General features: G+C 69.0%; 19 protein-coding genes. 13 read left to right on the forward strand and 6 right to left on the reverse strand.

Annotation, left to right across the window (positions count from 1 at the left end):
* Window positions 1-18 precede the first annotated feature (18 nt).
* Window positions 19-630, forward strand: coding sequence for a TMEM175 family protein (locus E0H75_RS37900; RefSeq protein ID WP_165554336.1), 612 nt, complete (start codon window positions 19-21; stop codon window positions 628-630).
* Here the strand turns inward: E0H75_RS37900 and E0H75_RS37905 are convergent.
* Genes E0H75_RS37905 through E0H75_RS37915 form a run of 3 tightly spaced genes read right to left on the reverse strand, consistent with a single transcriptional unit; the run spans window position 623 to window position 3,571 of the window.
* Entirely contained in the window at window positions 623-2,200 is a 1,578-nt protein-coding gene (locus tag E0H75_RS37905; protein ID WP_131518554.1) for a carboxylesterase/lipase family protein, read from the reverse strand. The two genes, E0H75_RS37900 and E0H75_RS37905, sit on opposite strands and share 8 nt — an antisense overlap.
* Before the next feature lie 56 nt (window positions 2,201-2,256).
* A complete protein-coding gene (cobF, locus tag E0H75_RS37910; RefSeq protein ID WP_131518555.1) occupies window positions 2,257-3,027 on the reverse strand; it encodes a precorrin-6A synthase (deacetylating) in 771 nt (256 codons plus the stop codon).
* Between the two features lie 10 nt (window positions 3,028-3,037).
* The gene (locus E0H75_RS37915) at window positions 3,038-3,571 is read right to left on the reverse strand and encodes a helix-turn-helix domain-containing protein (RefSeq protein WP_131518556.1); all 534 of its coding nucleotides are present in this window, start codon (window positions 3,569-3,571) and stop codon (window positions 3,038-3,040) included.
* Window positions 3,572-3,649: 78 nt separating this feature from the next.
* On the opposite strand from E0H75_RS37915, the gene E0H75_RS37920 reads away from it, so the two are divergent.
* Together E0H75_RS37920 and E0H75_RS37925 are read left to right on the forward strand one after the other, a co-directional pair.
* Window positions 3,650-5,206, forward strand: a complete 1,557-nt coding sequence (locus E0H75_RS37920; RefSeq protein ID WP_202873384.1) for a serine hydrolase domain-containing protein — start codon at window positions 3,650-3,652, stop codon at window positions 5,204-5,206.
* A gap of 97 nt (window positions 5,207-5,303) precedes the next feature.
* Entirely contained in the window at window positions 5,304-6,407 is a 1,104-nt protein-coding gene (locus E0H75_RS37925) for a hypothetical protein (protein WP_131518557.1), read from the forward strand.
* 26 nt (window positions 6,408-6,433) lie between these two features.
* Here the strand turns inward: E0H75_RS37925 and E0H75_RS37930 are convergent, their stop codons facing one another.
* The 3 genes from E0H75_RS37930 to E0H75_RS37940 are packed head-to-tail and all read right to left on the reverse strand — an operon-like array spanning window position 6,434 to window position 8,610.
* Window positions 6,434-7,063, reverse strand: coding sequence for a maleylpyruvate isomerase family mycothiol-dependent enzyme (locus tag E0H75_RS37930; protein ID WP_131518558.1), 630 nt, complete (start codon window positions 7,061-7,063; stop codon window positions 6,434-6,436).
* A gap of 33 nt (window positions 7,064-7,096) precedes the next feature.
* The gene (locus E0H75_RS37935) at window positions 7,097-8,284 is read right to left on the reverse strand and encodes an RNA polymerase sigma factor (RefSeq protein WP_131518559.1); all 1,188 of its coding nucleotides are present in this window, start codon (window positions 8,282-8,284) and stop codon (window positions 7,097-7,099) included.
* Complete coding sequence (locus E0H75_RS37940; RefSeq protein ID WP_131518560.1) at window positions 8,281-8,610, reverse strand: YciI family protein; 330 nt, start codon at window positions 8,608-8,610, stop codon at window positions 8,281-8,283. The genes E0H75_RS37935 and E0H75_RS37940 overlap by 4 nt, the downstream gene beginning before the upstream one ends.
* A 145-nt stretch (window positions 8,611-8,755) precedes the next feature.
* On the opposite strand from E0H75_RS37940, the gene E0H75_RS37945 reads away from it, so the two are divergent.
* The 10 genes from E0H75_RS37945 to E0H75_RS37985 all read left to right on the forward strand — a co-directional run bounded on the left by E0H75_RS37945 (window position 8,756) and on the right by E0H75_RS37985 (window position 18,360).
* Window positions 8,756-9,133, forward strand: a complete 378-nt coding sequence (locus tag E0H75_RS37945) for a VOC family protein (protein ID WP_131518561.1) — start codon at window positions 8,756-8,758, stop codon at window positions 9,131-9,133.
* A gap of 68 nt (window positions 9,134-9,201) precedes the next feature.
* Entirely contained in the window at window positions 9,202-10,698 is a 1,497-nt protein-coding gene (gene zwf, locus E0H75_RS37950) for a glucose-6-phosphate dehydrogenase (RefSeq protein ID WP_131518562.1), read from the forward strand.
* Between the two features lie 88 nt (window positions 10,699-10,786).
* Window positions 10,787-11,020, forward strand: coding sequence for a hypothetical protein (locus E0H75_RS37955; RefSeq protein ID WP_131518563.1), 234 nt, complete (start codon window positions 10,787-10,789; stop codon window positions 11,018-11,020).
* Window positions 11,020-12,762 carry a fumarate reductase (quinol) flavoprotein subunit gene (frdA, locus tag E0H75_RS37960; protein ID WP_131518564.1) on the forward strand — a complete coding sequence of 581 codons (1,743 nt, stop codon included), beginning with the start codon at window positions 11,020-11,022 and terminating at the stop codon, window positions 12,760-12,762. Before E0H75_RS37955 ends, frdA begins: the two co-directional genes overlap by 1 nt.
* A 2-nt stretch (window positions 12,763-12,764) precedes the next feature.
* Complete coding sequence (locus E0H75_RS37965) at window positions 12,765-13,508, forward strand: succinate dehydrogenase/fumarate reductase iron-sulfur subunit (RefSeq protein WP_165554338.1); 744 nt, start codon at window positions 12,765-12,767, stop codon at window positions 13,506-13,508.
* Window positions 13,505-13,885, forward strand: a complete 381-nt coding sequence (locus E0H75_RS43370; RefSeq protein WP_165554340.1) for a succinate dehydrogenase/fumarate reductase transmembrane subunit — start codon at window positions 13,505-13,507, stop codon at window positions 13,883-13,885. The genes E0H75_RS37965 and E0H75_RS43370 overlap by 4 nt, the downstream gene beginning before the upstream one ends.
* A complete protein-coding gene (frdD, locus tag E0H75_RS37970; protein WP_131518565.1) occupies window positions 13,882-14,235 on the forward strand; it encodes a fumarate reductase subunit FrdD in 354 nt (117 codons plus the stop codon). Before E0H75_RS43370 ends, frdD begins: the two co-directional genes overlap by 4 nt.
* Window positions 14,236-14,582: 347 nt before the next feature.
* Entirely contained in the window at window positions 14,583-17,207 is a 2,625-nt protein-coding gene (locus E0H75_RS37975; RefSeq protein WP_131518566.1) for an ATP-binding protein, read from the forward strand.
* 99 nt (window positions 17,208-17,306) lie between these two features.
* Window positions 17,307-17,558, forward strand: a complete 252-nt coding sequence (locus E0H75_RS37980) for a DUF4242 domain-containing protein (RefSeq protein ID WP_131518567.1) — start codon at window positions 17,307-17,309, stop codon at window positions 17,556-17,558.
* A 46-nt stretch (window positions 17,559-17,604) separates the two neighbouring features.
* The gene (locus E0H75_RS37985; RefSeq protein ID WP_131518568.1) at window positions 17,605-18,360 is read left to right on the forward strand and encodes an alpha/beta fold hydrolase; all 756 of its coding nucleotides are present in this window, start codon (window positions 17,605-17,607) and stop codon (window positions 18,358-18,360) included.
* The last annotated feature ends 50 nt before the right edge of the window (window positions 18,361-18,410 follow it).

The raw sequence follows: 18,410 nt of genomic DNA on the forward strand, positions 1-18,410 counted from the left end.
GCCGCTACTGTGTCGGCCGTGAGTAAGACGAGGAACCCGGACCGGCTGGTCCTGTTCACCGACGCGGTCGTCGCCATCGCCATCACCCTGCTGATCCTGCCGCTGGTCGAGGTGGTCACCGAGTCCAAGGCGGACGGGCTGGACGCACCCGAGGTGATCACCGAGCACTGGCCTCAGCTGTTCTCGTTCCTGCTGAGCTTCGTGGTGATCGCGAACTTCTGGCTCGGCCATCATCGGGTGTTCGAACACGTCCGCGCGTACACCTCGGCGATGATGCGCCTGAACCTCGCCTGGTTGCTCACGATCGTGTTCCTGCCCTTCCCGACCGAGATCGTGGGCACCTACGAGAGCGACCGGTTCACCGCAGGGCTCTACACCGGGACGATCCTGGTGCTCAGCATCTGCCAGTCCGCGCTCACCTGGATGATCCACGACCATGCGGAGCTCGAGAACCCCGACAACCCGGTCGGCCCCCGGGAGCTCATCGGCTCCCTGGCGCTGACCGGGTTGACGCTGATCGCGTTCCTGCTCGCGGCTCTGGTCCCGGGGGTCAAGTTCTACGCGCTGCTCCTGCTGATCCTGTCCCCGGTGGTACTGCGGGGCTGGGACCTGGTGCGCAAGGTCAGCTGATCCCGGCCCAGAAACCGCAGTGGTGCTCGGTGCTGAGGTTCACCGGCCGGATGCCGGTCTGGTCCGTGGGAGCCAGTGAGAGCCCGGTGACGGTGCGACTCGTGGTGGGGGACCAGTGCGGCCGGTCGGGGCCGTTCGGGTTGCCGGTGCGGGCGAACGCCGTCCAGTAGTCGATCATCTGGTTCGACAGCCGCTGCTGGGGCTCCGGGAACGGGAAGTCGTAGTTGCCGAGGCCGAAGAGGTACGGCAACTCCGCGGCGTGGATGGCGCCCAGTCCGTCGTCTGCGAGGGGCGAGTGCTTGTCCGCGAACTCGTACGCATAGACCGGCACGCTGCGAGCGGCCTGCTGATCGCTGGCGAGCTGAGTACAGGACCAGATCCGGTCCGTGGTGACGGCTGTCCAGGCTGCCGCGGCAGAGTCGTACCGGTTGAGCGGGTACTCACGCAGTACCTTCGCTGCCTGCCGTGCGCCGACCATGTTGGTCACCAGTTGCGGGTAGTTCTCGGCCGTGACGTCGCCGAAGGCAACCAACCACGCTGCGGCCTCGTCGTGGTTGTTGCCGGACAGGACCGGCACGCGGTGGAACAGTCCGGCCTTCAGCGCCTTCGCGGGACTCAGTGGCATCGTCGCAGTACCGCCGTACCCGATCTGGGTGAACTGCAGTGTGTCCTCGAGCAGTACGTCGGACTTCGCGGCCTGGAGACAGGCGAGCATGGACTGGCCGGGCTTGCAGCCGAGTTTGTCCTTGTTGCCCTCGGCCCATTCCTTGCCGTTGGCCTGGACCCTGCTCACCGGAATGAAGGGGGAGTCGGCCGCCTGGCCCGGGTACTGGCTGTTGTCGTCCCAGTTGAAGTTGCACGAACCGCTCTGCATGATCGCCTTCGCGAACAGGCCCGTCGCGGTGGGCGAGGTGAGCTGCGCACACACGCTCATGCCGCCGGCGGACTCGCCGGCCACTGTGACGTTGCGCGGGTCGCCACCGAAGGCTCGCGCGTTCCGCTGCACCCAGCGCAGTGCTGCCTGCTGGTCCTGAAGACCGTAGGTGCCGGAGCCCGGCAGACCCGGGTAGCCGAAGAACCCGAAGATGCCGAGGCGGTAGTTGATCGTCACCACGATCACATCGCCGCGGGCGGCCAGCCTGGACGCACCGTAGTTGTAGCCAGCGCCGGAGAAGAAGCCGCCGCCCGGAATCCACAGCAGCACGCCTCGCGGCTTGGCCGACTTGGCTGCCGGTGTGGTGACGTTCAGGTAGAGGCAGTCCTCGGCCGACGCGCCGTCGGGCACCTCCGGGTTGGCCTGCTGCGGACATGGGTTGCTGACCTTCGACTGCCGTACGCCGTCCCACGGCTTCGCGGGTTGCGGCGCCTTCCACCGCAACGGGCCGATCGGCGGAGCGGCGTACGGGATCCCGTTGTAGACCAGCGCATCCCCGACGGCCGTGCTCTGCACGAGCCCGCCATCAGTCCGTACGACGGTCGGATCCGCAGCCGCACTGGGCTGCGCGGCACTCACCAGAAGCGCGGCCGGAGCAAGTCCAGCCGCAAGTATCCCCACGAGTTTCTTCGTCATGCCGAGACCCTCGCGCGGATCGGTCGTCAGGCGCCTCGCCCCGACGGCCAAACCACCTACATCTTTGGTCTAGGCGTCCTACGTAGTAGGTAGGTGTCCATGATCCAGCCCTTGCGGTCGCGGGCTTCGGCGCGAACCTTCTCGATCTCGGGTGCGACGTCGCGGAGCGGGCCGGAGATGAGGAGCTCGTCCGGAGTCCCGAGGTACGCGCCCCAGTAGATGTCGACCTCCTCATCGGCGTACGACGTGAACGCGGTCTGCGCGTCCAGCATCACCACCACATCGTCCACGTCCTCCGGCCAGGCCTTCGCCAGCCGCCGGCCGGTGGTGATCTGGATCGGCCGGCCCACCTGGTTGAGCCCGACCCGATGCCGCGCCGCCAGCGTCGACACGCTGCTGATCCCAGGGATCACCTCGACCTCGAACGCGAGCTCGCCGCGGGCCAGGATGTCGTCCAGGATCGCCAGCGTGCTGTCGTACAGCGACGGATCGCCCCAGACCAGGAACGCGCCCACCTGATCCTCACCGAGGTTCGCCGCGATCAGCTCCGCGCACACATCGGCCCGGCGCCGCCGCCAGTCGTCAACGGCCTCGACGTACGCCGTGGTGGTCCGGTCCCGCTCGGGGTCTCGCCCGACCACGACCCGGTAGTCCTTGTCCGTGGCGTACCGGCGCAGGATCTCCTCACGCAGGTCCACGAGCTCCTGCTTGACCTCGCCCTTGTCCAGCACGAAGAACACGTCGACCCGGTTCAGTGCCGCGACGGCCTGCATCGTCACCTGCTCCGGATCACCCGCACCGACCCCGATCACCACCAGCTCCCGCATGAGCCGCAGCCTAGACGTCCGGCAGCGAGACCAACGAAAGGGTCAGCCGGTCCTTGCCCGGCCGTTCCAGGAGGTGGGGCTCGAGTAGGGCCTTGAGGCCCACGCGCAGATTGGCGAGGTCGTCGGCGTCGACGTACAGGGCGAGCTGGCTGTAGCCGAGTTGGCCGAGCCGCGGGTAGAGGTCGCCGCGCTCGACGAAGCGGTCGAAGTCGGCGGCGAGCCGGGTCAGCATCAGCAGGAACGCCTGCCGGTGCTGCTCCGGCGTCATCGCGCGCGCCTCCCGCTCGTCGATCCGCCCGACCTTCGTCTGGTCCAGCGACAGCGTGCGCTCCGTCGTACCGCGGACCCGCCGCTCCCGCACCACGGTGAGATAGCCGGCCTCGATCAGTGCGGCGACGTGCCGGTAGAGGGTCGTGGCCGGGACGTCCGGCAGGTCGTGCTTGAGCTCCGTGGTGGTCAGCTCGCGGCCGAGCACCCGCTGCACGATCCGCCAGCGGACCGGATGCAGCAGCAGATCCGCCACCGGCGTCGGCGACTCCTTCATGGCCAGGCCTCCCATTGATACCAACTTTGGTAATAATATCTCGAACGGAAGCATTCGCCCTCGACCGAGGAGACTGCCGTGTCGCTCCGCTCGCAGCTCATCCACCGTTCGGACCAACCAACCACCCTCTCCCGGCGGACGGTGCTGCGCGCCGCGGCCGCCGCCGTACCGCTGGCCGCCGTACCCGCGCTGCCCGCCGTCGCCGGGAGCGTCCGTGAACCCGCCGCGATCGGCCGCCTCGCGGAGAAGATCGAGGCCGGGATGGCGAAGTACGCGATCCCGGGCGTCGGCCTGGGCCTGTGGTACCGGGGCCGGGAGTACGTCCGCGGCTTCGGCGTCACCAGCGTCGACACGCAGGCGCCGGTGACCGCCGACACCGTGTTCCGGATCGGGTCGACCACGAAGACGTTCACCGCCACCGCGATCATGCGGCTGGTCGAGCGCGGCCGGATCCACCTGGACGCGCCGGTACGCCGGTATCTACCGGACTTCACCACCTCGGACCCGTCGGTCGCCGCCCGCGTCACGGTCCGCCAGCTGCTCAACCACTCGGCCGGCTGGCAGGGCGACTACTTCCTCGACACCGGTCAGGGCGACGATGCGCTGGCTCAGTACGTCGCCGGCATGACGCAGGTCCCGCAACTCACGCCGCTCGGCAAGGTGTTCTCGTACAACAACGCGGCGATCGGGATCGCCGGGCGGATCCTCGAGGTCGTGACCGGCAAGCCGTACGAGTCAGCCCTCCGCGAGCTCGTCGTCGACCCACTCGGACTGGCCCACAGCCGGTACTTCCGCAGCGAGCTCGCGGGCTTCAGCATCGCGGCCTCGCACAACATCGTCGACGGCAAGCCTGTCGTCGAGCCGGCCTTCGACGCGATGCCGCGCAGTCTGCACGCGGCCGGTGGGCTGATCTCGAGCGCCCACGACCAGCTGCGGTACGCGCGCTACCACCTGGGCCACTCCGGGTTCCCGCACCTGCTCACAGACCGGTCCCGCCGTGCGATGCAGTCCGACCCGGGTCCCGGCGGCACGCTGTTCGTCGAGCTGAACGGCGTCGGGGTCAGTTGGATGCTGCGGCCAACGGCCGAGGGGCCGACCGTCGTACAGCACGGCGGCGACTGGTCCGGTCAGCACTCCGGCTTCCTGATGGTCCCGGAGCGCGACTTCGCCATCACGCTGCTGACGAACTCCGAGAGCGGTCCGTCGCTGGTGGCTGAGCTGTTCGCCGACGACTGGGCGCTGCGTGAGTTCGCCGACGTGAGCAACCTGCGCGCCGTACCTCGGGAGCTGCCGCCGCACCGGTTGGCAGCGTACCAAGGGACGTACGTCTCGCAGCAGATCGGGTTCGACGGGCAACCGAGCGACCTCGGGCTGGACCTGGTCGCCGACGACGGTGAACTGGTCGCCAAGGTCGACGGCGAGGACGCCCTCCGGCTCGTGTTCTACCGCAACGGTTATGCCCTGGCGCTCGACCCGTCCGGCCAACCCACCCACATCCGAGTCAACTTCGTCTTCGACGCGAACGGCCGGCCCCAATGGCTCCGCTACGGCGGCCGCCTCTTCCGTCACCAGGCCGCCGACCGTCGTACATCCGGCCTTCGCAAGGCAAACCTCACCCACCCACGGCTGCTCTGACTCTGGACTCCTGGGCCCTGTGCAGGCAGGGCCCGGGAGAGCACACTGAGCTCAACCGCCCCTGAAGTTCGCCGGTCCGGGGAGGAGCGCAGTCGCGATGGCTGTGTGGTGGGGGAATGCGTGGAAGCTCGTGGTCGTCGCCGTAGTGGTCGCTGCGGCAGGCGGCTGTGGTGAGAACGAGGCGGATGGGGGTGGGGCCGCGTCGTCGGACGTGGTCCGGATGCTCAGTGTGTCGAGCGAGAGTGGGGACTCTGAGACGATCGAGGTGATCGCGGAGGCGAGTGGGAGATACCGGCTCACGGTGGTCAGCGGTCCGGATGCCGGCGTGTTCCAGGTGTGGGACGGGAAGGCCCTGCTGATGCACCTTCCTGATGACTCCCCGCAGTACCAGCGGTTCGAGAATCCCGACCGGAACGAGGTTCCCGTCGCCACGTGGTTCTACCAGCCCGACAGCGACGAGTTCCGGAAGTTCTGTCCGGGAGCGAAGAAGCTGGGCACCAAGACACTGTTCGACCGGACCGCGGCGCGCTACCACTGCGACGAGACGGTGCCGTCCGAGACCGATCCGACCGAGCCGCAGGCGGCGCGAGAGATCGCCCTGGACGAGAAGACCGGCCTCATCATGGCCGACGGCACGGACACCCCGACGGAGGTGACCTTCGGCGCGGAGACCAAACCGGACACGTTCTCGACCGAGGTGCCGCCGGGTGAGGACGAGTTCTCGACGGAAGAACCGCCGGGCGGCGACGAGGAAGAAACGCACGGTATCTACCCCGCAGAGCTTCCCGCCGTCGGTGGTGGGTTCATCAACACGGCTCTCTACGCCACCAGACCGTACGTCGTCGTGGCGGGACCGGCGGACGGGATCCGCGCCACGCTCGGCCGGGTGCTGCCGATGACGCACGACGGCAAGCCGGCCGTGGTGGGCTTCTTGTTCGCGGCACCCGGCGAGGACTGGAAGGGCTCGTTGCTCAACCCCGAGGACGAGAAGGCCTTTGTCGATTCGGTCCTGAAGACGGTGGGCACGTTCCCCGCCCCGGTCGGCGTCGACATCAAGGGCGCGACGGCAGCATCCTTCGCGAGCAGCCCGACGGACGTCACGATCGCGCTGGTGACGGCCGCCGGACCGTTCGCGCACGTGACGCCGGCCAGTGAGGTGTCCGACGTTGACCTGCGCAAGTGGATCGCCGAACTGTCCTGATCCTCAGTCCGAGGGCGGGCTGACGATCAGCGGGAGACTCCTGTCGTGAAACGGGCGGCTGCTGGGCCGGTGAGGTGGCCGGGAGGGAGGGAGCGCCCGGACAGGATCAGCAGCAGGTCCTGGGCGGCGCCGGTGAGGGGCTCGCCGGCGCCGAACGTCCAGTCCAGGTCGGTGGCGTGAAGCTCGATGCCGGTGAGGTCGACGCCGAAGTACTTGAGCTGGCGTGGCTTCAGGTCGCCGAGGATGTGCCGCAGGCGATCGGCCGGTACGGTCCGGTCGATGCCGAGGGCAACGGTGATGTCGAGGCCGTGGATCACGTCGTGCGACAGTGCGCCCTCGTACCCACCGCCCGGCGGCTTCCACCCGTGGTCGACGTTGTCGCGCAGGCCGGCGGTCAGCTCCGCCGCGCTCAAGGCCGCCGCGTCACACCGGGCCGCCACATCGGCGAACCGGTCGAACTTCCCGCGCGCCTTCACCATCCCCAGCAGGAACTGCGGAGTCGAGTAGCGGAACGGCATGGTGATGTGGGCAACGACCTCGCGCACCCGCCAGCCCTTGCACAGGCTCGGCTTGTCCCAGTCGTCCGCAGGCAGACCCGCGAGGATGTCGGCGAGGTCGGCCCGCTCACCTGCGATGGCCGCTCGGATGTCAGTCATGAGCAATCTCCTTTCGTCGCACCGACGAACGGATCAGGCCCGGACAGACACCTCACGCAACCTTCTTCGCAGAAATCGGCGTTCCGCATCCGTCCCGGCCAGTTCGATCGCCTCCCGGTACGCCGATGCCGCCTCGGACCACCGCCCGAGGCGCCGGAGGAAGTCCGCGCGGGTCGCCGGGAGCAGGTGATAGCCGGTCAACGGCCCAGCGGCCAGGTCATCCACCAGCCGCAGTCCTACGGCTGGCCCATCTGCCATGCCGATCGCGACCGCTCGGTTGAGCGCGACCACCGGAGTCTGCTTGAGCTGTCCGTACAGTGCCGCGATCTGCGGCCAGTCCGTGTCGGCCGCCGTACGGGCGGTGGCGTGACACGCGGCGATCGCGGCCTGCACCTGGTAGGGCCCGGGTGCGCCGCGGCGGAGCGTCGCGTCGAGCAGTTGCTCGCCCTCGGCAATCAGTTCACCGTCCCACCGAGTCCGGTCCTGGTCCTCCAACGTGATCAGCTCGCAGTCGGCCGTCAGACGGGTCTCGCGGCGCGCGTCGTGGAGCAGCATGAGGGCGAGCAGCCCGGCGGCCTCCGGCTCGTCCGGCATCAACTGCACGCCCAGCCGCGTCAGCCGGATCGCCTCCGCGCTCAGGCTGCTGCGGACGACATCGGAGTACCCCTCGTTGAACAGCAGGTAGAGAACCGCCAGTACTGCGGGCGTCCGCTCCGGCAGGAGGTGCGACGGCGGGACCCGGTAGGGGATGCCGGCGTGCTGGATCTTCTGCTTGGCCCGGGTGAGTCGCTTCGACATGGTTGTCTCCGGCACCAGAAACGCCCGTGCGATCTCCGCCGTACTGAGGCCGGCCAGCGTCCGCAGTGTCAACGCGACCCGGGCCTCCATGGCCAGCGCCGGATGGCAGCATGTGAACATCAACCGCAGCCGGTCGTCCGGTACGTCGTACGGCGCCTCCGGCTCCTGCGTCATCACAGCCACCTCCTGCAGTTTGGCGGCGCCGACAGCCTCCCGGCGCAGCCAGTCGATCGCGCGGTTGCGTGCGGTGGTGGTCAGCCAGGCACCGGGCTTGTCCGGTACGCCGTCGCGCGGCCAGCGCTCCAGGGCCGCGGCGAACGCCTCCTGGGCGGCCTCCTCGGCGAGCTCCCAGTCACCGGTCACGCGGATCAGGGTGGCGACCACCTGGCCCCACTCCTGCCGGCAGATCTCCTCGAACGTCACCTCACCCCCGGCGGTGGCTCCAGCACCGGGCGGATCTCGATGGTGCCGTAGCTCGCTGCCGGGTGCTTGGCGGCGATCTCGATCGCCTCGTCCAGGTCGGCGCAGTCGATCAGCACGAAGCCGCCGATCTGCTCCTTGGTCTCCGCGAACGGGCCGTCGGTGAGCAGCAGTTCGTCGTTGCGGACCCGCACGGTCGTCGCCTCCGCCGGCGGCCGGAGCCCGGCACCGCCCGCGACCACGCCGCGCTCCTCCATCTCCTCCGACCAGCCGCCGCAGCCGTCGTTCGCGTGCGACTCGTCACCACAGATCATCAGCAAGTACTTCATGGTCCTCCTCCACAGCCCGTCTCACCCCACCGACGAACGGGTCCGACGCAAACAGACAGCTCCACCGTAGTCGTCCAGATCTGGCTGAAACGACCTGCCGGGACTAGCGTCGGCAGCAGTGGACCACCCGGGGAGGGGAATGGCTATGACCGGCAGAATTGTGCACTTCGAGGTTCCGTACGACGACGGTGAGCGAGCGCGAGCGTTCTACCGCGAGGCGTTCGGGTGGAACCTGATGGAGATGCCCGAGATGGACTACACGATGGCCTCGACCGGACCGGTGGACGAGCAGGCGATGCCGTCCGAGCCCGGCTTCATCAACGGCGGTATGTTCCAGCGCACCAAGGACCTCACCCGCCCGGTGCTCACCGTCGACGTGCCCGACGTCGACGCCGCGCTGAAGACCGTGGAGAGCCTCGGCGGCAAGCAGGTCGGCGAGAAGATGGCCGTCGGCGACATGGGCTTCGCCGCGTACTTCGAAGACCCCGAAGGCAACGTCCTAGGACTCTGGCAAACCGCCTGACGCCGGAGCGTCACCTCAGGCACCTACACTGCGGATGTTGGCTCCGGTGGCGTCCGTGGGAGGACTGAATGCCTGACCGTACCCAGACCATCGCGTACCCGGCACCGGGGTCGCGGCCCTCGCGGCGCGACCCGGCGCCGCTGGCGCCGCACGTGATCGTGCTGTTCGGCGCGACCGGTGACCTGGCCAAGCGCAAACTGCTGCCCGGTCTGGCGTATCTGCAGCAGTCCAAGTTCGCTCCCGACGTACGCATCATCGGGTCGGCGACCGAGGACCTGACCACGGAAGAGTTCCGGGCCCGGGCCAGGGAAGCAGTGGAGACGTTCGGCACGCATCGGATGAGCGACGAGGAATGCGCGGTGTTCGCCGACCGGCTCGAGTACGTGCCGGTGACGGCCGGGCCTGAGGCGCTCGCCGCCGCGGTCAAGTCGGCGGAGGCGCTGCTCGGCCCGGACGCCTGCCGGCTGCACTACCTGTCCGTGCCCCCGAAGGCGGCCCAGGCCGTGATCGCGATGCTGCGCGACGCGGACCTGGTCGACAATGCGCGGGTCGTGATGGAGAAGCCGTTCGGCGACGACCTGGCCAGCGCGATCGACCTGAACGACTTCGTCCACGAGACCTTCGACGAGGCGCAGGTGTTCCGGATCGACCACTTCCTCGGCAAGGAGGCGGCGCTCAACATCCTCGCGTTCCGGTTCGCGAACGGGTTGTTCGAGCCGATCTGGAACCGCAACTTCATCGACCACGTGCAGATCGACATCCCCGAGTCGCTCGGGCTGGACCAGCGGGCCACGTTCTACGAGCCGACCGGCGCGTTCAAGGACATGGTCGTCACGCACGTTCTGCAGGTGCTGTCGTTCGTCGCGATGGAGCCGCCGACCGCACTGGAGCCGCGGGCGATCTCCGAGGAGAAGAACAAGGTCTTCCGCTCGATGCTGCCGATCCAGCCCACGGAGGTGGTGCGCGGCCAGTACGGCGGCTATCGCAACGAGGAAGGGGTCGCGCCCGACTCCGACACCGAGACCTTCATCGCGATGAAGGTCGGCATCGACAACTGGCGCTGGGCCGGCGTGCCGTTCTACCTGCGCACCGGCAAGCGGATGGCCGAGGGCCAGCGGATCATCTCGATCGCCTTCAAGGAGGCACCGAAGACGATGTTCCCGGCGGGCTCCGGCGTCGGCTCGCAGGGACCGGACCACCTGACCTTCGACCTGGCCGACTCGTCCCGGGTCTCGCTGTCCTTCTACGGCAAGCGCCCCGGCCCGGGGATGCGGCTGGAGAAGCTCTCGATGCAGTTCTCCACCCAGGAGACCGAGAGCGCGGGCGACGTCCTCGAGGCGTACGAACGCCTGATCCTGGACGCCATGCGCGGCGACCACACCCTGTTCACCACCGCGGAAGGCATCGAGTCGCTCTGGGACCGCTCGGCCATGCTGCTGGACGATCCGCCGCCGGTGAAGCCGTACCAGCCGGGAACCTGGGGCCCGAACGCGATCCACCAGTTGATCGCGCCCCGAGCCTGGCGTCTCCCCTTCGAACGCGAATGGCGAGAGCACAAGCAATAGTTCCAGCCATTGCCGCCGCGAAAACCTAGGCGCACTATCGAGGCGTGATGTAGGTCACAAACGCCTCGAGCGGTTAGGGGGTAGGAGGATGACCGGGACGAAGACCCACCTCACGGGGGAGCGGGCGCCCTGTGGGCGGCTCGGCGATGCGGACCGGAGCCAGGAGGACGACTTCGAGGGCTTCCGGCTCGACGACATGCACTACGCCTGCGGCTGCCGGCACATGCAGCACGAGTTCCATGACGGCAGCGTGCGGATCCGGACCGTCCGGCACGACGGCAAGATCCTGTCCGACGAGCACAGCGGCGAGCACGAGGCCTGATGACCACCTTCCATGACGTCGTGGTCATCGGGGGCGGCGGCGCCGGGCTCCGTGCTGCTATCGCGGTGGCCGAGACGAACCCGGCGCTGCGGGTGGCGGTCGTGTCGAAGGTCTATCCGATGCGCAGCCACACCGTGTCGGCCGAGGGTGGCGCCGCGGCCGTTGCCGCCGACGACGACAGCCTCGACGAGCACGCGTACGACACGGTGTCCGGCAGCGACTGGCTCTGCGACCAGGACGCGGTCGAGGCGTTCGTCGCCGAGGCGCCACGTGAGCTGCTCCGGCTCGAGCACTGGGGATGCCCGTGGAGCCGGCAGCCCGACGGACGGATCGCGGTCCGGGCCTTCGGCGGCATGAAGAAGAAGCGCACTTGGTTCGCCGCCGACCGGACCGGCTTCCACCTGCTGCACACGCTGTTCCAGACCGCGCTCTCGTACTCCGACATCGTCCGGTACGACGAGTGGTACGTCACGAAGATCCTGGTCGACGACGGCCGCGCGTACGGCGTGGTCGCGATCGAACTGGCCACCGGGCGGATCGAGACCATCACCGCGAGCACGGTGATCGTGTGCACCGGCGGATGCGGACGCGTCTACCCGTTCACCACGAACGCGAACATCAAGACCGGTGACGGGATGGCCCTGGCGTACCGGGCCGGTGCGGCGCTGAAGGACATGGAGTTCGTCCAGTACCACCCGACCGGCCTGCCGTTCACCGGCATCCTCATCACCGAGGCGACCCGGGCCGAAGGCGGCTGGCTGCTGAACAAGGACGGCTATCGCTACCTGCAGGACTACGACCTCGGGACGCCGTCACCGACGCCGGTCCTGCGCAGCATGGAGCTCGGCCCGCGCGACCGGTTGTCCCAGGCGTTCGTGCACGAGGTGGAGAAGGGCCGGACGACCGATACGCCGTACGGGCCGGTCGTCCACCTGGATCTGCGGCACCTGGGCGCGAAGCTGATCGACGCCAAGCTGCCGTTCGTCCGGGAGCTGTGCACGAACTACCAGAACATCGACCCGGTGAAGGAACTGGTGCCGGTGCGTCCGGTGGTGCATTACATGATGGGCGGGATCCACACCGACATCCGGGGTGCCACGTCACTCGAGGGCCTGTACGCCGCCGGCGAGGTGGCCTGTGTCAGCATCAACGGCGCCAACCGGCTGGGGTCGAACTCGTTGCCGGAGTGTCTGGTGTTCGGCACCCGGGCCGGCCGCGCCGCCGCGGTGTTCGCCGGTCGCTACCGGACCGCCGTACCCGAGGCGGTGCTGGCGCAGGGCCGGGACGAGGAGCGGCGGCTGTCCGGGGAGTTGGCCCGGCGTGCCGAGGGTCATGAACGGATCGCCGACATCCGCACCGAGATGCAGACCACGATGGAGAACGGCGCCGGGATCTATCGCGACGGCGACTCGCTGGCCAAGGCGGAGCACGAGTTGGCCGAGCTCCGGCTGCGGTACCAGCACGCGGCGATCGACGACCACAGCACGAACTTCAACACCGAGCTGATCGCGTGGCTCGAGCTGGGATTCATGCTGGATGTTGCCGAGAGCATCATCGCCTGCGCGCTCCGCCGGGAGGAGTCGCGCGGTGCCCACCAGCGCACCGACTTCCCGGCCCGCGACGACGACCGTTTCCTGGCGCATTCGCTGGTACGCCGTCAACCGGACGGCACCGGCCGCGTCACGTACCTACCGGTGACCATCACCCGCTGGCCGCCGGGCGAACGCGTGTACGGGAGGTAGTGATGGCAGACGAGATCACCCTCGAGGTCGCGCGCTTCCGGCCCGGGGAGGACACCGAACCGGTCCTGCAGTCGTACCAGGTTCCGCTGCGTGAGCAGTGGGCGGTCCTGGACGGGCTCAGCTACATCAAGGACCATCTGGACGGCACGCTGTCCTTCCGGTGGTCGTGCCGGATGGGCATCTGCGGCAGCTGCGGGATGACGGTCAACGGCGACCCCCAGCTGAGCTGTGCCACCTTCCTCACCGACTACGCGCCCGGACCGATCCGGATCGAGCCGCTGCACAACTTCCCGGTGATCCGCGACCTGGTCGTCGACATCGGCGACTTCATGGACAAGCTGCCGACCGTGAAGCCCTGGCTGGTCCGGGACGTGCACAGCCCGCTCGAGGAGGGCGAGTACCTGCAGACACCGGAGGAGCTGGAGGACTACCAGCAGTACAGCATGTGCATCAACTGCATGCTGTGCTACTCGGCCTGCCCGGTGTACGCCCTCGACCAGGACTTCGTCGGTCCGGCGGCGATCGCGCTGGCGCAGCGCTACAACCTCGACTCGCGGGACGAGGGTGCCGACGAGCGTCTCGCCGTCCTGTCGTCGCCGGAAGGGATCTGGTCCTGCACCTTCGTCGGTGAGTGCAGTGCCGCGTGTCCGAAGGGCGTGGATCCGGCGGGCGCGATCCAGCGGTACAAGCTGACCGCGGCGACCCAGGCGATCAAGGGCCTGCTGATGCCGAGGAGCCGGCGGTGACTGTGTACGAGCGGCCGGTCCACCTGTTGTGGTGGCTCGAGCGCCGGTCCTATCTGCTCTTCGTGCTCCGCGAGTTGAGCAGCGTGTTCGTCGCGTGGACGGTGGTCTACCTCCTGCTGCTGGTCAACGCGGTCAGCGACGGGCCGGCGTCGTACCAGCGGTTCCTGGACCGCAGTGGTGAGTGGTGGATGGTCGCGATCAACGTGATCGCGATGCTGTTCCTGCTGCTGCATGTAGTGACCTGGTTCGGGCTGGCGCCGCGAGCCATGGTGGTCAAGGCGCGCGGACGGCGGGTGCCGCCGCGGCAGATCGTTGCCGCGCACTACTTTGCCTGGTTGGTGCTGTCGGCAATCGTCGCCTGGCTGGTGCTGCGATGAACCACCGTCGCTCGCCCGAACCCCTGCTGTGGATGCTGTTCAGCTCCGGCGGCATGGTCGCGGCCTTGATGCTCCCGATCCTGCTCTTCCTGTTCGGCGTCGCGTTCCCGCTGGACTGGCTGACGCCGCCGACGCATGCGCACCTGTTCGCCGTACTGCGGAATCCGCTCACCCGGCTGGTGCTGTTCGGCCTGTCCGCGCTGGCTCTCTTCCACTGGGCCCACCGCTTCCGCTACACCCTGTACGACGGCCTCCAGCTCAAGCGGTACGCCGTACCCATCGTGGTCTTCTGCTACGGCGGCGCGGTCGTGGGCTCCGTCATCGCCGCCGCACTCCTGCTGACACTCTGACCCAACCGGTGGCCTCGGTCGCGCCGACACTGCGTGGATCCATCGACCGAGCCAAGACTGCCGGCCGGATCGGGCCGCACGGACGAGACGCCGGTGCGCGGCCTGGCGGAGTAGCTCATCGTGCCGGGCTTGGACCAGCGCCTGGCTGACATAGGGGTGCATCTGCGTTCCTCCGTAACCGAGGGAGCGCCAGTCGCTCCCAGGTCGAGCGTCAAGCAGACGGACGGCATCGCAGATCGGCATCCGGCACCCAGGTCGGCGACCGATCCTCCTACCTTCCGCGCCGTGCTTACCCATTCCGGTGACGGGTGTTTACGGTGAGCGTGCGCCGGTCCCACACTGAGCCCATGGTCTTGCTCGAGCGCGACAGCGCTCTCGAGGCGTTGACGCAGTACGCCGCACAGGCCCGTGCCGGCGAGGGGCGAGTGGTTCTCATCTCGGGCGAGGCCGGCGCCGGCAAGACCGCTTTGCTGGAGCAGCTCCGACGAGATCTCGCCGACGTCAGCTGGGTCGGCGGCACCTGCGACGGCCTGATCACGCCCCGGCCGCTCGGCCCGTTGTTCGAGATCGCCGAGCAGTTGGAGGGTGAACTGCTCCAGGCGTGCCGCAGTGAGCGCGGGCGCGACGAGCTGTTCACCGTCCTGCTCCGCTGCCTGTCCGCCCCGGGTCCGCCGGTCGTCGTCGCGATCGAGGATCTGCACTGGGCCGACGAATCCACTCTCGACCTGGTCCGATTCCTGGGCCGTCGCATCCGGACGACGCGGTCGTTGCTCCTGGTCACCTTTCGTGACGATGCGCTCGGGTCGGACGAGGCCTTGCGCATCGCGCTGGGTGGACTCGCCGGCGAACGGGCGACGCGTCGGGTGACCGTTCCCGTCCTGTCGGCGGACGCGGTCGCGGTCCTTGCCGCCGGTAGCGGGCTCGCTCCCGCGGACGTGTATCGGCTGAGCGGCGGGAATGCGTTCTTCGTCCACGAGATCGTGCGGTCCGCCAGCGAGCTGCCCGCTTCCGCGCGCGACGCCGTACTCGCTCGTGTCGCGCGACTGAGCGTGCCGGCGCGAGCTGTGCTCGACGTCGCGGCCGTTGCCGGCCTCCGCGTCGAGCTGGGTCTGCTCGAGGCGGTGGGTACGACGGCTCGCGACCTCGACGAACTCGTCGTTGCCGGTGCCCTGATCAGCGAAGGGAGTTCGCTGCGGTTCCGCCACGAGATCAACCGGCGTGCTGTGGCGAGCGAGATCCCCGGATACCGCCAAGCGGCGATCCACGCCCAGCTTCTCGCAGCGCTGCTGCGCTCAGGTGGGGCTGACGAGGCGGTGCTCGCCTTCCACGCTGCCGGCGCGGGGGACCGCGACTCCGTCGTTCGCTATGCACCGGCCGCTGGACGGCGGGCGGCCGCCCTCGGCGCGCACCGTGAGGCTGTCGAGCACTTCGAGGCCGCAGTGCGTTTCGCCGGACACGTCACGCCGCGAACGGCTGCCGACCTCTGGTCCTGGCTGGCCACGGAGGCGTCGGTGGTCGAGCGCTGGCAGCTGGCTCTGGACGCCGGCCGGCGGGCGCTGGAGCTCTGGAGGGAGGTGGGCGATCCACCCCGGGAGAGCGCGGAGATGCGTTCGCTGTCCTCGACGATGTGGCGCCTGTGCCGGGGTCGCGAATCGATGGAGCTCGCAGTCGCGGCCGTCGACGTCATCCGCGACCGCGGCGCGACCCCCGAGCTCGCCCGCGCCTATGGGCACCTGGCGCAGTTGCAGAGTCACTACGGCGAGATCGAGGCGGCGACGTCGTCGCTGCGCCAGGCGGGCGGCCTGGTCGACATGCTGGACCTCCCGGACGTTCGCAGCGACCTGGCGAACACCGCGGCCGTCGTCGCGTGGACCTCGGGCGAGGAGTGGATGCCCCTTCTGGACCGCGCACTGGAGATCGCGCTGGATCTGGGTGCCCGCGAACCGACAGCGCGTGCCTACGCGAACCTGTGTACCGCGCTGTGTGACTTCAACCGGTTCGCCGAGGCCGAGTCGTACTACGCGCGGGGGGCCGCCTTCTGCGACGAGGCCGGCATGGTTCGGTTCGGCCTCTCCTTGCGCGCCACCTGGGGCGAGATCCTGCTGGGCGTGGGCCGGTGGGACGAGGCAGTCGAGGTGTGCCGGCAGGTTCTCGCGAGCGGAGCATCGCCGTTCAACCGGCTCTCCGCCGCGATCGTGATCGGCCGGATCCTTGCCCGGCGAGACGACGGCGACCCGTGGCCCTACCTGGACGAAGCGGTGGCCAGCGCCGACGCGACCGGGCGCCCGGATCTCGTCGGACTCACCCGATCCGCACGGGCGGAGGCCCATTGGCTGGTGGGGGATCGCGACGCTGCGCTGCAGGACGTCACCGTCGCAAGTGTCCACGCCGACCGGGCACACGAGTGGATCCAGGGCCAGATCGCGACCTGGCAGACACGCCTCGACGCCGTCGTGACCCCGTCGCCGGCCAGGCTCCCGGAGCCGCACGCCCGGTCTGCGAGCAGGGACTTCGATCGTGCCGCCGAACTCTGGGACGGTATCGGCAGTCCCTTCGACGCCGCACTCGCGCTCCTGGACTCCGGGTCGGAGGCAGGGATGCGGGAAGCGCTGCGCCGCTTCGACACGCTCGGAGCGGTCGCAGCCGCGAGGCTGACGCGCCGACGGATGCGCCGCCTCGGCCTGCGCGCGATTCCGTCCGGCGCGCATCCGTCGACCCGCTCGGACGCGGCTGGCATGACCCGCCGTGAGCGCGAGGTGATGACGTTGGTCGCGGCCGGGCAGTCGAACGCGGCCATCGCCGCGCATCTGGTGATCTCGACGCGGACCGTCGAGCACCATGTGGCCGCGGTCCTGACCAAGCTCGGGGTCGGGTCGCGGACGCTCGTCGCAGCCGAAGCCGGCCGTCGCGGCCTGCTCGACGCTCCCGACCGGCCGGGCGCGGCGAGCACCCCGGACGCAGCCGGAAACTAGGTGGCCGCGCTCAGAACCTAGGCGCTCACCACGGATCACCCGACGACTCCAGCGGCATACGTTCATCGCGACATCACCGATCAGCGAAAGAGAGCGATCATGCCGCTGTACATGGACATCCACAACATCATCGCCGGCGTCTCGGCCGAAGACGTCGCCAAGGCGCACGCCGCCGACCTGCAGACCGAAGCCGGCTACGAGGTGCGTTACCTGCGGTACTGGGTGAACGAACCGCTCGGCAAGGTGTTCTGCCTCGTCGAGGCACCGTCGGCAGCGGCGGCGTCGACGGTGCACCGCGAAGCGCACGGTCTTGTCGCCGACGAGATCTTCCAGGTCCAGGAAGGCGTCTGAGGTGGCCGGACTTGCCTTTCACCGAACCGGAACCGGACCGCCGCTGATGCTGTTGCACGGCATCGGGTCGTCGCACCGGGCATGGTCTCCGGTCGTCGCCGTACTCGCCGAACACTTCGACGTCATTGCCGTCGATCTTCCCGGCTTCGGCGAGTCGCCGCCGTTGCCAGTGGGGGTGGAACCACATCCGGCCGCGCTGGCGGGCGCCGTCGCCAACCTTCTCGACGGTCTCGGCATCGTTGCCCCGGCTGTCGCGGGGAACTCGCTCGGCGCATGGATCGCCCTTGAACTGGCCGCTGTCAGGCCGATCTCCTGCCTCGTGCTGATCTCTCCTGCCGGCCTGTGGCCGGGGCGGACTCCGCTGTACAACCGGTTGAGCCTGCAGGCTTCGAGATGGCTCACGCGTCGCTGGTGCAGGCCGCTCTCGCGGCTGGTGAACCACAGGTTCGGACGTGCTCTCCTGCTGCGCCAGGCCGTTGGCCGACCGTCCCGGATCAGCCCCGACCGAGCGCGTGAGATGGTCTGGGACATGGCGTCGGGCGCCGGTTTCGACGCTACCCTCGAAGCCACTCTCGATCGGCACTACCTGGCTCGTCCAGGGTTCGACGTACCGATCACGGTGGCCTTCGGATCGCGGGACCTCCTGCTGGGCCGGCGATCGCGCCACGTCGAGCAACTCCCGCCCGGCGCCCGACTCGAGCAGCTGGCCGGCTGCGGCCACGTCCCGATGAGCGACAGCCCGCAGGCCGTAGCCGCCCTCATCACCGCAGCAGCCCACCAGGCATTCTCAGCCGCCCCCTAGCGGGCGTGGGGGTCGCACCCCCACAAACACGACGGACGATCCCCACTCGC

Origin of the sequence: Kribbella capetownensis (genome assembly GCF_004331485.1) — a bacterium.
In the GTDB taxonomy this organism is placed as follows: domain Bacteria; phylum Actinomycetota; class Actinomycetes; order Propionibacteriales; family Kribbellaceae; genus Kribbella; species Kribbella capetownensis.

Bases quoted from the DNA above. Each gene is read 5' to 3' on its own strand.
- E0H75_RS37905 (WP_131518554.1), bottom strand. From the start codon at position 2,200: ATGACGAAGAAACTCGTGGGGATACTTGCGGCTGGACTTGCTCCGGCC.
- E0H75_RS37930 (WP_131518558.1), bottom strand. From the start codon at position 7,063: ATGACTGACATCCGAGCGGCCATCGCAGGTGAGCGGGCCGACCTCGCC.
- E0H75_RS37980 (WP_131518567.1), top strand. From the start codon at position 17,307: ATGCCGCTGTACATGGACATCCACAACATCATCGCCGGCGTCTCGGCC.
- E0H75_RS37925 (WP_131518557.1), top strand. From the start codon at position 5,304: ATGGCTGTGTGGTGGGGGAATGCGTGGAAGCTCGTGGTCGTCGCCGTA.
- E0H75_RS37955 (WP_131518563.1), top strand. From the start codon at position 10,787: ATGACCGGGACGAAGACCCACCTCACGGGGGAGCGGGCGCCCTGTGGG.
- E0H75_RS37940 (WP_131518560.1), bottom strand. From the start codon at position 8,610: ATGAAGTACTTGCTGATGATCTGTGGTGACGAGTCGCACGCGAACGAC.
- E0H75_RS37985 (WP_131518568.1), top strand. From the start codon at position 17,605: ATGCTGTTGCACGGCATCGGGTCGTCGCACCGGGCATGGTCTCCGGTC.
- E0H75_RS37975 (WP_131518566.1), top strand. From the start codon at position 14,583: ATGGTCTTGCTCGAGCGCGACAGCGCTCTCGAGGCGTTGACGCAGTAC.
- frdA (WP_131518564.1), top strand. From the start codon at position 11,020: ATGACCACCTTCCATGACGTCGTGGTCATCGGGGGCGGCGGCGCCGGG.
- cobF (WP_131518555.1), bottom strand. From the start codon at position 3,027: ATGCGGGAGCTGGTGGTGATCGGGGTCGGTGCGGGTGATCCGGAGCAG.
- E0H75_RS37945 (WP_131518561.1), top strand. From the start codon at position 8,756: ATGACCGGCAGAATTGTGCACTTCGAGGTTCCGTACGACGACGGTGAG.
- E0H75_RS37915 (WP_131518556.1), bottom strand. From the start codon at position 3,571: ATGAAGGAGTCGCCGACGCCGGTGGCGGATCTGCTGCTGCATCCGGTC.
- zwf (WP_131518562.1), top strand. From the start codon at position 9,202: ATGCCTGACCGTACCCAGACCATCGCGTACCCGGCACCGGGGTCGCGG.
- E0H75_RS37965 (WP_165554338.1), top strand. From the start codon at position 12,765: ATGGCAGACGAGATCACCCTCGAGGTCGCGCGCTTCCGGCCCGGGGAG.
- frdD (WP_131518565.1), top strand. From the start codon at position 13,882: ATGAACCACCGTCGCTCGCCCGAACCCCTGCTGTGGATGCTGTTCAGC.